This is a genomic window from Amycolatopsis sp. NPDC023774 (assembly GCF_040639695.1).
In the GTDB taxonomy this organism is placed as follows: Bacteria; Actinomycetota; Actinomycetes; order Mycobacteriales; family Pseudonocardiaceae; genus Amycolatopsis.
Map to the genome: position 1 here is coordinate 899,531 of NZ_JBFAAJ010000001.1, position 15,353 is coordinate 914,883.

General features: G+C 69.0%; 19 protein-coding genes and 1 pseudogene. 15 read left to right on the top strand and 5 right to left on the bottom strand.

From position 1 onward, the window contains the following. Positions 1 to 32: 32 nt before the first annotated feature. From atpA to AB0F91_RS04530, 6 genes are all read left to right on the top strand, one after another. Positions 33 to 1,670: a F0F1 ATP synthase subunit alpha gene (gene atpA, locus AB0F91_RS04505; RefSeq protein ID WP_360594663.1), complete on the top strand. Its 1,638-nt coding sequence runs from the start codon at positions 33 to 35 to the stop codon at positions 1,668 to 1,670. Between the two features lie 11 nt (positions 1,671 to 1,681). Further along, on the top strand, positions 1,682 to 2,617 hold the full coding sequence (locus AB0F91_RS04510) for a F0F1 ATP synthase subunit gamma (RefSeq protein WP_360594665.1): 936 nt from the start codon (positions 1,682 to 1,684) through the stop codon (positions 2,615 to 2,617). Continuing rightward, positions 2,617 to 4,044 (top strand): F0F1 ATP synthase subunit beta, encoded by a 1,428-nt coding sequence (atpD, locus tag AB0F91_RS04515; RefSeq protein ID WP_360594667.1) that lies wholly within the window; start codon positions 2,617 to 2,619, stop codon positions 4,042 to 4,044. Before AB0F91_RS04510 ends, atpD begins: the two co-directional genes overlap by 1 nt. A gap of 128 nt (positions 4,045 to 4,172) precedes the next feature. Beyond that, positions 4,173 to 4,538, top strand: a complete 366-nt coding sequence (locus AB0F91_RS04520) for a F0F1 ATP synthase subunit epsilon (RefSeq protein WP_360594669.1) — start codon at positions 4,173 to 4,175, stop codon at positions 4,536 to 4,538. 25 nt (positions 4,539 to 4,563) lie between these two features. Then, positions 4,564 to 4,998, top strand: coding sequence for a DUF2550 domain-containing protein (locus AB0F91_RS04525; RefSeq protein WP_220243810.1), 435 nt, complete (start codon positions 4,564 to 4,566; stop codon positions 4,996 to 4,998). 119 nt (positions 4,999 to 5,117) lie between these two features. Then, positions 5,118 to 5,279: a hypothetical protein gene (locus tag AB0F91_RS04530; RefSeq protein ID WP_360594670.1), complete on the top strand. Its 162-nt coding sequence runs from the start codon at positions 5,118 to 5,120 to the stop codon at positions 5,277 to 5,279. A gap of 16 nt (positions 5,280 to 5,295) precedes the next feature. Here the strand turns inward: AB0F91_RS04530 and AB0F91_RS04535 are convergent, their stop codons facing one another. Further along, the gene (locus AB0F91_RS04535; protein WP_360594672.1) at positions 5,296 to 5,862 is read right to left on the bottom strand and encodes a cob(I)yrinic acid a,c-diamide adenosyltransferase; all 567 of its coding nucleotides are present in this window, start codon (positions 5,860 to 5,862) and stop codon (positions 5,296 to 5,298) included. 61 nt (positions 5,863 to 5,923) lie between these two features. On the opposite strand from AB0F91_RS04535, the gene murA reads away from it, so the two are divergent. Further along, positions 5,924 to 7,198 carry a UDP-N-acetylglucosamine 1-carboxyvinyltransferase gene (gene murA, locus AB0F91_RS04540; RefSeq protein ID WP_360594673.1) on the top strand — a complete coding sequence of 425 codons (1,275 nt, stop codon included), beginning with the start codon at positions 5,924 to 5,926 and terminating at the stop codon, positions 7,196 to 7,198. On the opposite strand, the gene AB0F91_RS04545 is transcribed toward murA, so the two are convergent. Further along, entirely contained in the window at positions 7,120 to 7,767 is a 648-nt protein-coding gene (locus AB0F91_RS04545) for a TetR/AcrR family transcriptional regulator (RefSeq protein WP_360594675.1), read from the bottom strand. The genes murA and AB0F91_RS04545 overlap by 79 nt on opposite strands. On the opposite strand from AB0F91_RS04545, the gene AB0F91_RS04550 reads away from it, so the two are divergent. Continuing rightward, positions 7,748 to 8,764: an alpha/beta fold hydrolase gene (locus AB0F91_RS04550; protein WP_360594677.1), complete on the top strand. Its 1,017-nt coding sequence runs from the start codon at positions 7,748 to 7,750 to the stop codon at positions 8,762 to 8,764. The genes AB0F91_RS04545 and AB0F91_RS04550 overlap by 20 nt on opposite strands. Here the strand turns inward: AB0F91_RS04550 and AB0F91_RS04555 are convergent. Both AB0F91_RS04555 and AB0F91_RS04560 read right to left on the bottom strand, forming a co-directional pair. After that, a pseudogene (locus AB0F91_RS04555) lies at positions 8,761 to 9,386 on the bottom strand (LysE family translocator). The gene AB0F91_RS04550 and the pseudogene AB0F91_RS04555 sit on opposite strands and share 4 nt — an antisense overlap. 20 nt (positions 9,387 to 9,406) lie before the next feature. Then, positions 9,407 to 10,033, bottom strand: a complete 627-nt coding sequence (locus AB0F91_RS04560; RefSeq protein ID WP_360594678.1) for a LysE family translocator — start codon at positions 10,031 to 10,033, stop codon at positions 9,407 to 9,409. 235 nt (positions 10,034 to 10,268) lie between these two features. On the opposite strand from AB0F91_RS04560, the gene AB0F91_RS04565 reads away from it, so the two are divergent. The 7 genes from AB0F91_RS04565 to ehuA all read left to right on the top strand — a co-directional run bounded on the left by AB0F91_RS04565 (position 10,269) and on the right by ehuA (position 14,905). Continuing rightward, complete coding sequence (locus AB0F91_RS04565; protein WP_360594680.1) at positions 10,269 to 10,970, top strand: hypothetical protein; 702 nt, start codon at positions 10,269 to 10,271, stop codon at positions 10,968 to 10,970. 64 nt (positions 10,971 to 11,034) lie between these two features. After that, on the top strand, positions 11,035 to 11,235 hold the full coding sequence (locus AB0F91_RS04570) for a hypothetical protein (RefSeq protein WP_360594682.1): 201 nt from the start codon (positions 11,035 to 11,037) through the stop codon (positions 11,233 to 11,235). A gap of 202 nt (positions 11,236 to 11,437) precedes the next feature. Next, entirely contained in the window at positions 11,438 to 11,728 is a 291-nt protein-coding gene (locus AB0F91_RS04575) for a DUF6191 domain-containing protein (protein ID WP_360594684.1), read from the top strand. 137 nt (positions 11,729 to 11,865) lie between these two features. After that, complete coding sequence (ehuB, locus tag AB0F91_RS04580; protein WP_360594685.1) at positions 11,866 to 12,759, top strand: ectoine/hydroxyectoine ABC transporter substrate-binding protein EhuB; 894 nt, start codon at positions 11,866 to 11,868, stop codon at positions 12,757 to 12,759. Between the two features lie 13 nt (positions 12,760 to 12,772). Beyond that, on the top strand, positions 12,773 to 13,483 hold the full coding sequence (gene ehuC, locus AB0F91_RS04585; protein WP_360594687.1) for an ectoine/hydroxyectoine ABC transporter permease subunit EhuC: 711 nt from the start codon (positions 12,773 to 12,775) through the stop codon (positions 13,481 to 13,483). Then, complete coding sequence (gene ehuD / locus AB0F91_RS04590) at positions 13,480 to 14,136, top strand: ectoine/hydroxyectoine ABC transporter permease subunit EhuD (RefSeq protein ID WP_360594689.1); 657 nt, start codon at positions 13,480 to 13,482, stop codon at positions 14,134 to 14,136. The genes ehuC and ehuD overlap by 4 nt, the downstream gene beginning before the upstream one ends. Before the next feature lie 4 nt (positions 14,137 to 14,140). Next, complete coding sequence (ehuA, locus tag AB0F91_RS04595; RefSeq protein WP_360595159.1) at positions 14,141 to 14,905, top strand: ectoine/hydroxyectoine ABC transporter ATP-binding protein EhuA; 765 nt, start codon at positions 14,141 to 14,143, stop codon at positions 14,903 to 14,905. On the opposite strand, the gene AB0F91_RS04600 is transcribed toward ehuA, so the two are convergent. Next, complete coding sequence (locus AB0F91_RS04600; protein ID WP_360594691.1) at positions 14,844 to 15,332, bottom strand: isochorismatase family protein; 489 nt, start codon at positions 15,330 to 15,332, stop codon at positions 14,844 to 14,846. The genes ehuA and AB0F91_RS04600 overlap by 62 nt on opposite strands. Positions 15,333 to 15,353: the final 21 nt, after the last annotated feature.

Consider the following 15,353-nt stretch of genomic DNA (forward strand, 5'->3'; position numbering starts at 1 on the left):
CTGGACAGAACAGAAGCGAGAGCGGGAACGAAATGGCGGAGCTGACGATCTCCTCGGACGAGATCCGCAGTGCGATCGAGAACTACGTCTCGAGTTACGCCCCGGATGTGAACCGGGAAGAGGTCGGCGTGGTCGCCGACGCCGGTGACGGTATCGCCCACGTCGAGGGCCTCCCCTCGGCCATGGCCAACGAGCTGCTCGAGTTCCCGGGCGGCGTCCTCGGTGTGGCGCTGAACCTGGACGCCCGTTCGATCGGTGCGGCCATCCTCGGCGACTTCGAGACGATCGAAGAGGGCCAGCAGGTCAAGCGGACCGGCCAGGTCCTGTCTGTGCCGGTCGGCGACGGCTACCTCGGCCGGGTCGTCGACCCGCTTGGCGCGCCCATCGACGGGCTCGGCGAGATCGAGACCACGACCCGGCGTCCGCTGGAGCTCAAGGCCGCCTCGGTGGTCGAGCGCCAGCCGGTGTCCGAGCCGCTGCAGACCGGCATCACCGCCATCGACGCGATGACGCCCATCGGCCGTGGCCAGCGCCAGCTGATCATCGGTGACCGCAAGACGGGCAAGACCGCCGTCGCCGTGGACACGATCATCAACCAGAAGGCCAACTGGGAGACCGGCGACCCGAAGCAGCAGGTCCGCTGCATCTACGTCGCGATCGGCCAGAAGGGCTCCACGATCGCGTCGGTCAAGAAGTCGCTCGAGGACGCGGGCGCGATGGAGTACACGACCATCGTCGCCGCCCCGGCTTCCGATTCGGCCGGCTTCAAGTGGATCGCCCCCTACACCGGCTCGGCCATCGGCCAGCACTGGATGTACGAGGGCAAGCACGTCCTGATCGTGTTCGACGACCTGACCAAGCAGGCCGACGCCTACCGCGCGATCTCGCTGCTGCTGCGCCGCCCGCCGGGCCGCGAGGCGTTCCCCGGCGACGTCTTCTACTTGCACTCCCGTCTCCTCGAGCGGTGCGCCAAGCTGTCGGACGAGCTGGGTGCCGGCTCGCTGACCGGCCTGCCGATCATCGAGACGAAGGCCAACGACGTGTCGGCCTACATCCCGACGAACGTCATCTCGATCACCGACGGCCAGTGCTTCTTCCAGTCGGACCTGTTCAACGCCGGTCAGCGCCCGGCCATCGACGTGGGCATCTCGGTGTCCCGCGTGGGTGGTGCCGCGCAGGTCAAGGCGATGAAGTCGGTCTCCGGCTCGCTCCGCATCGACCTGTCGCAGTACCGCGAGCTGGAGGCGTTCGCCGCCTTCGCCTCGGACCTCGACGACGCGTCGAAGGCGCAGCTCGAGCGTGGTGCGCGCCTGTACGAGGTGCTCAAGCAGCCGCAGTACTCACCGATCCCGGTCGAGGAGCAGGTCTGCACGGTGTGGCTGGGCACCAACGGCCACTACGACTCGGTCCCGACCGAGGACGTGCGTCGCTTCAACCAGGAGTTCCTGGACTCGGCCCGGCGCAAGCACGCCGAGGTTCTCAACGCGATCCGCGACAGCGGCAAGTTCGAGGACGACACCCGCGACGCGCTCGTGGCCGCGGTGAACGAGTTCAAGAAGGAGTTCACCACCTCCGAGGGCAAGCCCCTGGAGTCGAACGCCGACGCGATGGACGCCGACAAGGTCGGGCAGGAGACCGTCAAGGTCAACAAGCCCGCCCCGAAGAAGTGAGCTGATAGCTCATGGCCGCACAACTCCGGGAACTTCGGTCGCGCATCAAGGCGACCAAGTCGATCGGCAAGATCACGAAGGCGATGGAGCTCATCGCCACCGCGCGCATCACGAAAGCGCGCGCGAAGGTCGCCGCTTCCCGGCCGTACGCGGACGAGATCACCAAGGTGCTCTCGGCGCTGGCCGGTGCGGCGGCGAACCTCGACCACCCGCTCCTGGTCGAGCGCCCCAACCCGAAGCGGGCCGCGGTCCTCGTCGTCACCAGCGACAAGGGCCAGTGCGGTGGGTACAACACCAACGTGCTGAAGGCGACCGAGGAACTCCTCGCCCTGCTCCGTGAGGAGGGCAAGGAGCCCGAGGTCTACGTCACCGGCAACAAGGGCCTGAACTACTACCGGTTCCGGGGCCGCGAGGTCGTCGACAGCTGGACGGGCTTCTCCGACCAGCCGGCGTACACCGACGCGGTCGCGGCGGCGGAGACGCTGGTGGAGTCGTTCCTGTCCGGCACCGAAGCGGGCGCGCCCGGCGCGCTCGCCGGGGTCGACGAGATCCACGTCGTCTACACCGAGTTCGTCTCGATGCTGACGCAGCGCCCGATCGCCAAGCGGGTCGCCCCGCTCGAGGTCGAGTACACCGAAGGTGAGGAGCAGAAGCCCGCGGGCGAGCTGCTTCCCAGCTACGAGTTCGAGCCGAGCGCCGAAAAGCTGCTGGGCGCGCTGCTGCCGAAGTACATCAACACGCGTCTGTACTCGGCGCTGCTGGAGTCGGCCGCGTCCGAGCTGGCAGCCCGCCGCACCGCGATGAAGGCCGCGTCGGACAATGCGAACGATCTGGTGAACACGCTGACGCGGGAGGCGAACCAGGCCCGCCAGGCGCAGATCACCCAGGAGATCTCCGAAATCGTCGGTGGCGCGAACGCGCTCACCGCAGCAGGAAGTGATGACTGATGACCAGTACTGAAGCCCCGCGCGCCAAGGGGCGCATCGTCTCGGTGACCGGGCCGGTCGTCGACGTCGAGTTCCCGCGCGGTTCCGTTCCCGACCAGTTCAACGCGCTCAAGGTCGACATCGAGTTCGAGCAGCTGCGCAAGACCGTGACCCTCGAGGTCGCCAGCCACCTGGGTGACAACCTCGTCCGCACGATTTCGCTGCAGCCGCAGGACGGTCTCGTCCGCGGTGCCGAGGTCACCAACACCGGCGGCCCCATCACGGTGCCGGTGGGCGACAAGGTCAAGGGCCACGTCTACAACGCCCTCGGCGAGTGCCTCGACGAGCCCGGCTACGGCGAGGACCTCGAGCGCTGGGGCATCCACCGCAACCCGCCGCCCTTCGACCAGCTCGAGGGCAAGACGGAAATGCTGGAGACCGGCCTCAAGGTCGTCGACCTGCTGACCCCGTACGTGCAGGGTGGCAAGATCGGGCTGTTCGGTGGCGCCGGAGTGGGCAAGACGGTGCTGATCAAGGAGATGATCACCCGCGTCGCCCGGAACTTCGGTGGCACCTCGGTGTTCGCCGGTGTCGGCGAGCGCACCCGTGAGGGCAACGACCTCTTCCTGGAGATGTCCGAGGACGGCGTCATCAACGACACCGCCCTCGTCTTCGGTCAGATGGACGAGCCGCCGGGCACGCGTATGCGCGTCGCCCTGTCCGCGCTGACGATGGCGGAGTACTTCCGCGACGTGCAGAACCAGGACGTGCTGCTGTTCATCGACAACATCTTCCGGTTCACCCAGGCCGGTTCCGAGGTGTCGACCCTGCTGGGCCGCATGCCTTCGGCCGTGGGTTACCAGCCGACGCTGGCCGACGAGATGGGTCAGCTGCAGGAGCGGATCACCTCGACGCGTGGTCGTTCGATCACCTCGATGCAGGCGATCTACGTGCCGGCGGACGACTACACCGACCCGGCCCCGGCGACGACGTTCGCCCACCTGGACGCGACCACCGAGCTTTCGCGGTCGGTGTTCCAGAAGGGCATCTTCCCGGCGGTGGACCCGCTGGCGTCGACGTCGACGATCCTCGACCCGGCCATCGTCGGTGAGGACCACTACCGCGTGGCCTCCGAGGTCATCCGGATCCTGCAGAAGTACAAGGAACTGCAGGACATCATCGCGATCCTCGGTATGGACGAGCTCTCGGAAGAGGACAAGCTCACCGTTCAGCGCGCGCGCCGCATCGAGCGGTTCCTGTCGCAGAACATGCTGGTCGCCGAGGCGTTCACGCAGATCCCGGGCTCGACCGTGCCGCTGTCGGAGACGATCGAGTCGTTCGACCGCATCTCGAAGGGCGACTTCGACCACTACCCGGAGCAGGCGTTCCTGGGTATCGGTGGCCTCGAGGACCTCGAGAAGAAGTACAAGGAAATCACCAAGAAGTGATTCTTTGAAAGACGCAGTCTGAGCGCGGCGGGGGCAGTGTCCTATATGGACACCCGCCCCCGCCGTTCTCGTAACCGAAGCCGGACCTATTACACTCGGTGGTGACACCCCGAGCGAAGGAGTGCTACGTGGCTGAGATGTCCGTGGAGCTGGTGGCCGTGGAGCGCCGGCTCTGGTCGGGTACCGCCACCTTCGTGGTGGCGCAGACCACCGAGGGCGAGATCGGCATCATGCCCGGCCACGAGCCGGTGCTCGGCCAGCTCGTCGAGGGTGGCGTGGTGAAGGTGACCACGACCGACGGCGAGATCCTCACTGCCGCCGTGCACGGTGGTTTCCTGTCGGTGACCGCCACCGGGGTGAGTGTGCTCGCCGAGAGCGCCGAGCTTTCCGACGAGATCGACATCGACGCGGCCAAGGCGGCCCTGACCGCGGACGACGAGTCGGAGCGCACCAGGGCAACGGCTCAGCTCCGCGCGGCCGGTCAGTCAGTCTGATCGAGCGACGAGCAGGAGCCGGGCCGTGAAGATCGCCATCGTGGTGCTAGGGCTCCTGATCGTGCTCGCCGTGCTGGCGGCCTGGTACGGCCAGCGGTGGATCCGGATGCGCCGCGGCGGTGGCGTGAGCGTCGCGCTGCGGTGGCGTCCGGACAACCCGCGCGCCAGCTGGCACCTCGGGCTCGGGCGCTACGAAGGCGACGAGTTCGTTTGGTACCGCGTCTGGAGCCTGCGCAGCGGCCCGGACCGGGTGTTCCAGCGCGAGAGCATGCAGATCGCCGACCGGCGGGACCCGTCCGGCACGGAGGCGTACGCGGTACCGGAAGGATCCACGGTCCTGCGGTGTGAGTCGCCCACGCAGGAAGCGATCGAGATCGCGATGGGGCCCGGTGCGCTCACCGGGTTCCTGTCCTGGCTGGAGTCGGCTCCGCCGGGACGAATGCTGCCGCACGCGTCCTGAGAAGCTTCACCAACCAGCCCAAAAGTAGGCGGGCACGCAACCGGACCTTCCCCGGATGGCGACGCTTCCCGCCGTGACTGTGGCCGGATTGGTGACAGCCGACGCAGTACCCTGGGGTGATGGTGCCTGAGGAGCAGGCCGACCGCAAGCGTCGCTGGGCGCAGCTACCCGAGCACGTGCGGCTGGAGGACATGACCACGGCCCAGGACGTCGAGCCCGGGGCCGATTCGACGTGGGACGTCGACTACGAGCGGTACTGGTCCGCTCACGAACTGCGCTGACCCGTTCGGTGCCGGGCTAGCCGCCCGGCTTCCACAGCACGTCGCCGTCCGGGTTGGCGAGCCGGCCGAGGATGAACAGCAGGTCGGACAGCCGGTTGAGGTACTTCACGGCGATCGGGTTGGTCGTGTCCGGCTCCGCCTCCACGAGGGCCCACGCCGACCGCTCCGCGCGCCGCGTGACGGTGCGCGCCTGGTGCAGGTAAGCCGCGCCCGGCGTGCCGCCCGGCAGGATGAACGACGTGAGCTTCGGCAGCCGCTCGTTGAACTCGTCGCACCAGCCCTCCACGCGCTCGAGGTAGGCCTCGGTGATGCGCAGTGGCTCATACGGGGGATTTTCCTGGATCGGCAGGCACAGGTCGGCGCCGACGTCGAACAGGTCGTTCTGCACGCGCCTCAGCACGGTGGCGATCTCGTCGCTCAGCGAACCCATCGCGATGGCCAGCCCGATGACGGAGTTGGCCTCGTCGGTGTCGGCGTAGGCGCCCAGGCGGGGCGAGGTTTTCGGGATCCGCGAGCCGTCGCCGAGCGCTGTGGTGCCGCTGTCGCCGACCTTGGTGTAGACGCGGTTGATGCGAACGACCATGCGCCCGACTCTACCGGCCCCGCGTGTGCCGAAACTGGGCGAGAGGGCATGATTGGCGGCCATGAGCGAGCACTTCGACGTGCACGGCGGGGCACGGCTGGTCGGCGAGGTCGACGTGGTCGGAGCCAAGAACAGCGTGCTGAAGCTGATGGCCGCGGCCCTGCTGGCCAAGGGCACCACCACCATCACGAACTGCCCGCAGATCCTCGACGTGCCCCTGATGGGCGACGTCCTGCGCAGCGTCGGCTGCGAGGTCGAGATCGACGGCGACACAGCGCGCATCACCACGCCCGCCGAGCTGTCGCACCGCGCGGACTCGGCGGCGATGGGCAAGCTGCGCGCATCCGTTTGCGTGCTCGGGCCGTTGGTCGGGCGGCTCAAGAGGGCCGTGGTCGCGCTGCCCGGCGGTGACGCGATCGGCTCGCGGCCGCTGGACATGCACCAGAACGGCCTGCGCAAGCTCGGCGCCACGAGCACGATCGAACACGGCTGCGTGGTCGCCAACGCCGAATCCCTCGTCGGCGCCCAGATCTGGCTCGACTTCCCGAGTGTCGGCGCCACCGAGAACATCCTGATGGCCGCCGTGCTGGCTGAGGGCACGACCGTGATCGACAACGCGGCGCGCGAGCCCGAGATCGCCGACATCTGCACGATGCTCGTCGAGATGGGCGCGAAGATCGAGGGCGCCGGCACGTCGACGCTGACCGTGCACGGCGTCGAGCACCTGCGCCCGACGGAGCACCGCGTGATCGGCGACCGGATCGTCGGCGCCACCTGGGCCTTCGCCGCGGCGATGACTCGGGGTGACCTGACCGTGCGCGGCGTCAACCCGCACCACCTCGACCTCGTGCTGGACAAGCTTCGCCTCGCGGGTGCGGACGTGACCACGTTCGACGAGAAGGGCTTCCGCGTCGTGCAGCCGGAGCGGCCGAAGGCGGTCGACTGGGTGACGCTGCCCTACCCCGGCTTCGCCACGGACCTGCAGCCGTTCGCCGTCGCGCTTTCGGCCGTGTCCGAGGGCACGTCGATGATCACGGAGAACGTCTACGAGGCGCGGTTCCGTTTCATCGAAGAGATGATCCGGCTTTCGGGAGACGCGCGCACCGACGGCCACCACGCCGTGGTCCGCGGGGTCGAGCAGCTCTCCAGCGCGCCGGTCTGGGCCTCCGACATCCGCGCCGGCGCCGGCCTCGTGCTGGCCGGCCTGTGCGCCGAGGGCGTCACCGAGGTCTGGGACGTCTTCCACATCGACCGCGGTTACCCGCATTTCGTCGAGAACCTCAACCGCCTCGGCGCGCGCATCGAACGCGTGGCGGGGGAGCCCGAGCGCGCGTAGTCAGTCCCCGGGGCGGGCGTCGAGCGCGCGGAGCACGTGCTCGACGACCCGTCCAGGAATTGAGGGTCCGGCGGCTCCCGGCGCACCACCAGGCGCCCGTAGATCGGCGCTGCGAGCAGGTCGAGCCCCAGCTCCACGTCCGTGTCGGCCGGTAGCTCGCCGCGCTTGACAGCGCGCTCGAACAGTGGGCGGGCGAGCTCGCGGCGGGGGCCGCCGATGCTGCTGCGCATGTCCTCGGCCGGCTCCGGGTCGCGGGCGCCCTCCGCGATGAGGTCCGGCAGGATCCGGGCGAACCGCGGGTGCGTGAGCCAGTCGTACCCCGCCTGCACCGATTCGCGCAGGTCACCGCGCAGTGTGCCCGTGTCGGGTTCCGGCGCGCGGCTCACGCCGAACTCCGAAACCACCGCCGAGATCATCTCGTGCTTCGAGCGCCAGCGGCGGTACAGCGCGCTCTTGCCGACGCCCGCGCGCTTGGCCACGGTCTCCATCGACAGCCGGCCGTAACCCATGTCCACGAACTCGTCGAGCACCGCTTCGGTGATGGCCTGCGTGACGTCGGGCTGCAGCACAAAGGCGCACCCGACCAGCGCTCGCGACGCCTACCTGCGCGCGTCCACCTACTACCGCTCGGCCGAGTTCTTCCTGCACGGCAATTCCGCCGACCCGCGCATTGCCGACGCCTACGACCGCAGCATCGAATGCTTCCACCGCGCGATCGAGGGGTTCGCGGGCGTCGAGCGCGTCGAGCTCCCGTATGAGGGCCACGTGCTGCGCGGCTACTTCTACCGCGCGTCCGGTACCGCCCGTCGCCCGAACCTGTTGGCGCACAACGGTTTCGACGGCAGTGCGGAGCAAGTGCACTTCTTCGGCGCCGCCGGGGGACAGGAGCGCGGCTACCACGTGCTGGCGTTCGACGGCCGCCGCCAGCCGAGCGCGATCCACCGCGACGGGCTCGTCTTCCGGCCCGCCTGGGAGCACGTGGTGGGCCCGGTGCTCGACTTCGTGCTCGCCGACGCGGGCGTCGACCCGGACAAGGTCGCACTGCTCGGCCTCAGCCTCGGCGGCATGCTCGCGCCGCGCGGCGCGGCTTTCGACGAGCGCATCAAGGCGGTCGTCGCCGTGGCCGGCGTGTTCGACGTCGGCTCGGCGGTCACGGCGTTCCAGCCCTGGGATCGCACGGCGATCGAGCGCCGCGCCAACGCGCCGCAGGACGAGGAGCTCGACAAGCCGTTGGCCGCCGGCCGATGGGCCACCGACCACGGCCGGTACGTGATGGGCGCGGCGACCGACCGCGAGTTCCTCGCGAAGTACCTGCCCTACACGCTCGACGGCGGTGTGGCCGAGCGCATCAAGTGCCCGACGCTGGTCTGCGAGGCCGCCGACGACCTGTTCTTCAACGGCGACGGCGAAACCCAGCCCGAAGCTCGCCGGGTCAACGAACGGCTCACCGGGCCGAAGACGCTGCTCTCGTTCACCTACGAGGAAGGCGCGGATGCCCACTGCCACGTCGGCGCCCAGCGGCTCGCGACGGCCCCCGTCTTCGACTGGCTCGACGAGACGCTCTAGGCCTCCAGGGCCAGCCCCACGCCGAAGCCGATCAGGACCGTGCCGGTCACGCCGTCGAGGGTGCGGCGCACGCGGCGGCGCTCGAGCCAGCGCGCACGCGGTGCACCAGCAGGAGCAGCAGGACCTGCCAGACCGCGCCCACGGCGGCGACGGTGTAGGCGAGCAGCAGGGCGTCGCCGGTGGTGGTGACGCCGGGCGTGAGGAACTGCGGCAGCACCGAGAGGTACAGGACCAGCACCTTCGGGTTGGTCACGTTGGACAGGAAGCCCTCGCGCCAGCGGTGGAAGGCGCTCTGGCGGGCGCGTTTCGCCTCGGCGAGCGACTGGTAGTCACCGCGCCAGGCGTCGCGCAGCGCCTGGAACCCGAGGTAGCAGAGGTAGGCGACACCGAGCCACTTCACGGTTTCGAAGATCGGGCGCGAGTTCGTGATCACGGCCCCGAGGCCGAGCGCGGCGAGGGTGCCCTGCAGGAAGTTGGCCACGGCGATGCCGGCACACGCCCACGCGCCACCGCGGGCGCCGCCCGATAGCGCGTTCTTCAGCACGACCATGCTGTCGGGCCCGGGTGCCACGGCGAGCACCACCATCATGGCGAGGAACCCGCCGTACACACCCCACGTCATGCGGCGAACGTTAACCCGGGTCAGGACTCCAAGGCCAGGGCCGCCCCGAAGCCGACCAGTGCGGTGCCGGTCACGCCGTCGAGCGCGCGGCGCACCTTGCGCTGCTTGAGCCACGCGCGCACGCGGTGCACGAAGAACAGCAGCACCAGCAGCCACACCGTGCCGAGCACCGCGACGGTGTAGGCGAGCACGAGCGCGTCCCACGTGGTGGTGCGCACGGGGTCGAGGAACTGCGGCAGCACCGACAGGTAGAGAACGAGGACCTTCGGGTTCGTCACGTTGGACAGGAACCCCTCGCGCCAGCGGCGGAAGCCGCTCGCCCGCTTGCGCTGCGTCTCTTCGATGGTCGCGTAGTCGCCCCGCCACGCCCCGCGCAGGGCCTGGAACCCGAGGAACACGAGGTACGCCGCGCCGAGCCACTTGAGTGTGATGAACACCGGCTGGGACCGCGCGATGACCACCCCGAGCCCCAGCGCCGCGGCCGTGCATTGCAACGCGTTGCCGGCGAAGATTCCGGCCGTCGCGAGCAGGCCCCCGCGGGCGCCGCCCGACAGCGCGTTCTTCAGCATCACCATCGTGTCCGGCCCCGGCGCCAGCACGATGAGGACCACAATGACGAGATAACTGCCGTACCCACTCCAAGTCACGTTGTTCCACGGTAATCGCCGCTCACGGCGGAGTCTCGCGGATTTCGGTCACAGCACTTCGCCGCGCGGGGCAACCTCGGCGAACCGGACGACGTGCTCATTTCCGGGAGCGGGAGGACACCAACCGGCGGGCCGCAGCGCCGCCACCGGCGACGGGGTCGGCACCGTCGGCTTCGACCGGTCGGTGACGCGGTGGCTGCGCCGGCGGGACCCGTGGCGGTTCCGCCGTCTGGCCATGACCTGTCCGGAGCTGACGGCCATCCGCGACGCGCAGGAGGTCGCCGAGCTCATCGCGCGAAACCAGGGTGAGCTTCGGTCGGCGGGTGAATACGGAAAGTTCGCCGTGCCGGGCAACCCCGCCGAACCGGACAACGTACTCATTTCCGAGAGCGGGGGAGGCGCGATGTATCCGATCCAGCCGGACGAGACGGTGTTGTGGACAGGCCGCCCGGAGCGGTATTACTGGCGCTACCGCGACTACCACTGGTTCGTGGTGGTCGTCGTGGTCATCGTGACCGGCGTCGTCCTGACGAGCATGGTCGAGGCGCCGGCGTACGGCGTCCCGGTCCTGGCTGTGTCGGTGTCGGGCATCGTCGGCCCCGCGATCGCGCGGCACCGGGAGCGGGCGAGCCGGGTGGGGGCGACCACCTATCTCGTGACCGATCAGCGCCTGGTGTTCGCCAGGTACTGGCCGCAGGGGGCGGAGTTCCGCTGGATCCCCTTGGTGTACCTGCGCCGGCCGCGGGTGCGTGACATCGGTGGCGGGCTCGGCATCGTCGACTTCCGGCGGACCGTGTCGCAGTGGCTGAAGGACCAGGGATATCGGCCGCGGCCGGTGTGGTACCCGAAGCTGCCCGAGCTGATGGGGATCCGCGACGCGCACGAGGTCGCCGAGCTGATCTCGCGCAACGCGGGGCACTCCTCGCTCCTCGGCTGAGTTCGCCGCGCGGCGCAACCCCGGCGAACCGGCCAGCGTGCCCCTTCCGGAACGGGAGGGCGCGATGTTGCCGGGCGAGACCGTGTTGTGGTCCGGCCGGCCGCGGCGCTACCGCCGGCGGTTCCGCGACCACTACCGGTGGGTCGTGCTCGCGGTCCTCGTGGTGGGCGGGAGCTTCGTGATCGCCGTGCTCAACGTGGCCTTGTACTCGTGGGTCATCGTGATCGCGCTCGTAGCCGGGTTCGCCGTCGAACACCGGAAGTAACGCCGCGCGCTGCTGGCCCTCACGACCTCCTTCGTCACCGACCGCCGGCTGGTGTTCGTCGCCCGCGGCGGGTCGGGCTCGGAGGTCCGCGCGTGGCGCTGGCCAATCTCCGTCCGCCGTGCGCGACGCGCCGCAGCTCGCTGAGCTGATCGCGCGGAACGCGGCCCGCCCGTCGTTCGTTGGGTGAGACGTGCAGGTCATCATGTCGATCGCCTTGCCCGCCGCCACGCTGCTGCTGGTGATCGTGGGCGCGTGGGAGGTGCGGCCGGGCCGCAAGCCGTCGCGGCTGAAGCGGCGGCTGTCGTCGACGTACCTCGACGAGGTCACCTCGTTCCTCTACGGCACCAAGCGCAACGAGCTCGAGCACCGCGACTCCGTGGAGATGACCCTCGACCAGGACGCGCAGGGCGCGCCGCCGCTGGGCGTGATCGACCTGGACCGCGGCGTGGCGATCGTGCGTCCCGCGAACCAGGACAAGCAGGCCACGGACTGAAAGCTTTCGAACACGCATTGTTCCGGCCGGTCAATTTACGGTAACGGCTGGTGCTTATCGGCTGTACTTCGCGTGCCTCCTTCCCGGTCGACACTTACGTTCGACGCACGGAAACGTGATCGAAACGAGGTGCTGTGATGAAGCACGACGAATGGTCGCGACGGCAGTTGTTCCGGAGATCGGCGCTGGTGGGAGCAGTCGTACTGGGTGGTCCGGTGGCGCTTTCCGCGTGCACGTCGACGTCGTCCGGTGACACGTTGCAGGCGGCGCAGTCCGCGAAGAAGATCAAAATTGGAATTGCCAACGAATCCCCCTACGGATTCACTGATCAAAGCGGAAAAGTCACCGGCGAGGCCCCTGAAGTAGCGCGAGTCGTATTCCGGAACATGGGGATCGACTCCGTCGAGGCGAGCGCGGTCTCCTTCGACCAGCTGATCCCGGCGCTCAACGCGAAGCAGTACGACGTGGTGGCGGCGGGCATGAACATCACCGCGAAACGCTGCGGCCAGGCCGCGTTCTCGATCCCGGACTACTCGGCGCTGACCGCGCTGCTGGTGCCGAAGGGCAACCCGCAGCAGGTGCTGAAATTCGAGGACATCGCGGCGAAGAAGGTCAAGGTCGCGGTGCTGTCCGCGGCGGTGGAGAAGGGCTACGCCACCAGCGCCGGGGTGCCCGAGAGCCAGATCGAGACACTCGACTCGCAGGACAACATGCTCCGCGCGGTCACCGACGGGCGCGTTTACGCAGCGGCGCTCACCGACATCTCGCTGAAGGACGTGCTGAAGAAGAACCCCGGTGCGGCCGCCGAGGTGACGCCCGGGTTCGACCCGGTCGAGAACGGTCAGCCGGTGATCTCGGCGGGCGGTTTCGTCTTCCGAACCGGCGACAAGACGCTGGTCGACGCGTTCAACGCAGAGCTGAAGAAGCTGCACGACAGTGGGGAGTGGACGAGGATCGTCGCGCCCTTCGGCTTCACGCAGGCGAACCTGCCGAAGCCGGACGTGACGACCGAGAAACTCTGCGCCGCGTGACGGGCGGTGCGCCGTGTCGAACGTGCCGCACATCGTCTCGGCGATCCTCGCCGGCCTGACCACGACCATCGAGGCCGCGGTCGGCGGGATCCTCCTCACCATCGTGCTCTCGCTGATCGCCGGGCTCGCGCTGCTCTCGCCGAGGCGGTCCGTGCGGGGGGTCGCGCGGGTGTATGTGGAGGTCTTCCGGGGGACGTCCGAGGCCGTCCAGCTGTTCTGGCTGTACTTCGTGCTGCCGGTGCTGGTCGGGTTCCAGCTGGTGCCGTTGTTCGCCGGCATCCTGGTCCTGGGTCTGAACCACGGGGCGTACGGGGCCGAAGTTGTGCGCGGCGCCGTGCGGTCGGTGCCGAGGGCGCAGTACGAAGGAGCGGTCGCGCTCAACCTCTCGCCCACGCAGCGGATGGTGCGGGTGCTGCTGCCGCAGGCCTTCGCCGAGATGCTGCCACCGTTCAACAACCTGTTCATCCAGCTGCTCAAGAGCACCGCGCTGCTGTCGTTCATCTCGGCGGGCGAGATCACCGAACGCGGTGAGCTCCTGCGGCCGGTCTTCGGCGCGGACATCGGCTGGATCTACGGCACCGAACTGGTGCTCTACCTCCTGCTCGCCATCGTGATCACGACCGGCATGCGGGCGCTGGAGCGCTGGGCGGCGCGCCGGCTCGGGCGGGCGCCCGTGGTGCGCACGGAGCTGGACCTCACCGTGGGTGGCGGAGGTGCCGGGTGAACTGGGACTGGCAGGCCGCCGCCGACGCGATCCCGCTGCTGCTGGAGGGATTGCTGGTCACGGTCGAGCTCACACTCCTCGGGTCCGCACTCGCGTACACGCTCGGCCTGGTGCTGGCGTTGCTGCGCCAGGCCCGGATCGCGGTGCTGTCGCGGGCGGTGTGGCTGTTCATCGAGTTCGTCCGCAGCACGCCCTTGCTGATCCAGGTCTTCGTGCTGTACTGGCTGGTACCGCCGTTGACCGGGATCAAGATGTCGGCCTTCGTCACGGGTGTCGTGGCGCTCGGCGTGCACTACGCGACCTACACCTCCGAGGTGTACCGGGCCGGGATCGAAGCCGTCCCGAAAGGACAGTGGGAGGCGGCGACCGCGCTGAACCTGCCGCGGTCGCGGGTGTGGACCGCCGTCGTGCTGCCCCAGGCGATCCCGCGGGTGCTGCCCGCGCTGGGCAACTACACGATCTCGATGTTCAAGGAAACGCCGCTGCTGCTGGCGATCGGCGTGCTGGACGTGCTCAACCGCGCCAAGGAGGTCGGCGCGGAGACGTTCCGCGTCGTCGAGCCCTACACCCTGGCCGGGGTGCTGTTCCTGCTGGTGAGCCTGCCTGCCTCCGTGCTGGTCCGACGATGGGAACGCCGTGCCGAACGAGTCTGACGCGATGATCCGGTTCTCGGGTGTGGTGAAGAAGTTCGGGGATCACGTGGTGCTCGACGAACTCGATTTCACCGTGGCGCCAGGGGAGTTCGTCTCGCTGATCGGCCCGAGCGGGTCCGGCAAAACGACAATCCTGCGGCTGTTGATGACCCTGGAGCGGGTGAATGGCGGCACCATCGACGTCGGCGGCGAGTGTCTGAGCCACGTGCGCCGCGGCGAACGGCTGGTGCCGGCCGACGAGAAGCACCTGCGGGTGATGCGGCGCCGGATCGGGATGGTGTTCCAGCAGTTCAACCTGTTCCCCAACATGAACGTGCTGCGCAACATCACCGAGGCACCCGTCCGGTCGCTCGGCCTGGCACCGGCCGAAGCCGAGCAGCGGGCCCGTGACCTGCTCGGCCTCGTCGGGCTCGAGGACAAGGCGGACGCGCACCCCACGCGCCTGTCCGGCGGGCAGCAGCAGCGGGTCGCGATTGCCCGGGCGCTGGCGATGCGACCCGACGTGCTGCTGCTCGACGAGGTCACCTCCGCGCTGGACCCGGAGCTCGTCGCCGATGTCCTGCGGGTGCTGCGGGACATCGCGACGACCACGGACATCACCATCCTGTGTGTGACGCACGAAATGCAGTTCGCGCAGGACGTCTCGGACCGGGTGATGATGTTCGACCACGGCCAGGTGCTGGAGGACGCCGTGCCGGAGAAGCTGTTCACCGCTCCCGAACACGAGCGCACGAAGGAATTCCTGAGGGCCGTGATCGACCGTCGTTAGCCCAAGATTTCCTGCGTGGTCTCACGGTGGCGAACTGGTTGTGCAGGTTCGCCGCGGTGACGCGGGAGAGCTCGTCGGCGGTCACGGTGGTGCCGTCGAGGGCGGGCAGGTCGAACGTGAAGGTCGCGTCGAGCGCGAAGGTCACGTCGTAGCCGAGGTTGCCGCCCATGCGGGCCGTGGTCTCGCAGCAGAAGTTGGTCTGGATCCCCGCGAGGACGAAGCTCGTGATGCCGTGGGTCTTGAGCCACGCGTCGAGGTCGACGTCGCCGAGGAAGGCCGAGTTCACCTTCTTGCCGAAGACCAGGTCGGGGCGGGCGGCGTCGAGCTCGGGCATGAAGTCGTTCCCGGGCCGGCCGGGGCGCAGGGGGCCCCAGTACTGCGCGTCGGAGAACCCGCGCTGGACGTCGATGAGGATGAGTGCGGTCATGCCGTCGAGTCTTGCCGGGCC

Bases quoted from the DNA above. Each gene is read 5' to 3' on its own strand.
- atpA (WP_360594663.1), top strand. From the start codon at position 33: ATGGCGGAGCTGACGATCTCCTCGGACGAGATCCGCAGTGCGATCGAG.
- AB0F91_RS04510 (WP_360594665.1), top strand. From the start codon at position 1,682: ATGGCCGCACAACTCCGGGAACTTCGGTCGCGCATCAAGGCGACCAAG.
- atpD (WP_360594667.1), top strand. From the start codon at position 2,617: ATGACCAGTACTGAAGCCCCGCGCGCCAAGGGGCGCATCGTCTCGGTG.
- AB0F91_RS04530 (WP_360594670.1), top strand. From the start codon at position 5,118: ATGGTGCCTGAGGAGCAGGCCGACCGCAAGCGTCGCTGGGCGCAGCTA.
- AB0F91_RS04535 (WP_360594672.1), bottom strand. From the start codon at position 5,862: ATGGTCGTTCGCATCAACCGCGTCTACACCAAGGTCGGCGACAGCGGC.
- murA (WP_360594673.1), top strand. From the start codon at position 5,924: ATGAGCGAGCACTTCGACGTGCACGGCGGGGCACGGCTGGTCGGCGAG.
- AB0F91_RS04565 (WP_360594680.1), top strand. From the start codon at position 10,269: ATGACCTGTCCGGAGCTGACGGCCATCCGCGACGCGCAGGAGGTCGCC.
- AB0F91_RS04570 (WP_360594682.1), top strand. From the start codon at position 11,035: ATGTTGCCGGGCGAGACCGTGTTGTGGTCCGGCCGGCCGCGGCGCTAC.
- AB0F91_RS04575 (WP_360594684.1), top strand. From the start codon at position 11,438: ATGTCGATCGCCTTGCCCGCCGCCACGCTGCTGCTGGTGATCGTGGGC.
- ehuB (WP_360594685.1), top strand. From the start codon at position 11,866: ATGAAGCACGACGAATGGTCGCGACGGCAGTTGTTCCGGAGATCGGCG.
- ehuA (WP_360595159.1), top strand. From the start codon at position 14,141: ATGATCCGGTTCTCGGGTGTGGTGAAGAAGTTCGGGGATCACGTGGTG.
- AB0F91_RS04600 (WP_360594691.1), bottom strand. From the start codon at position 15,332: ATGACCGCACTCATCCTCATCGACGTCCAGCGCGGGTTCTCCGACGCG.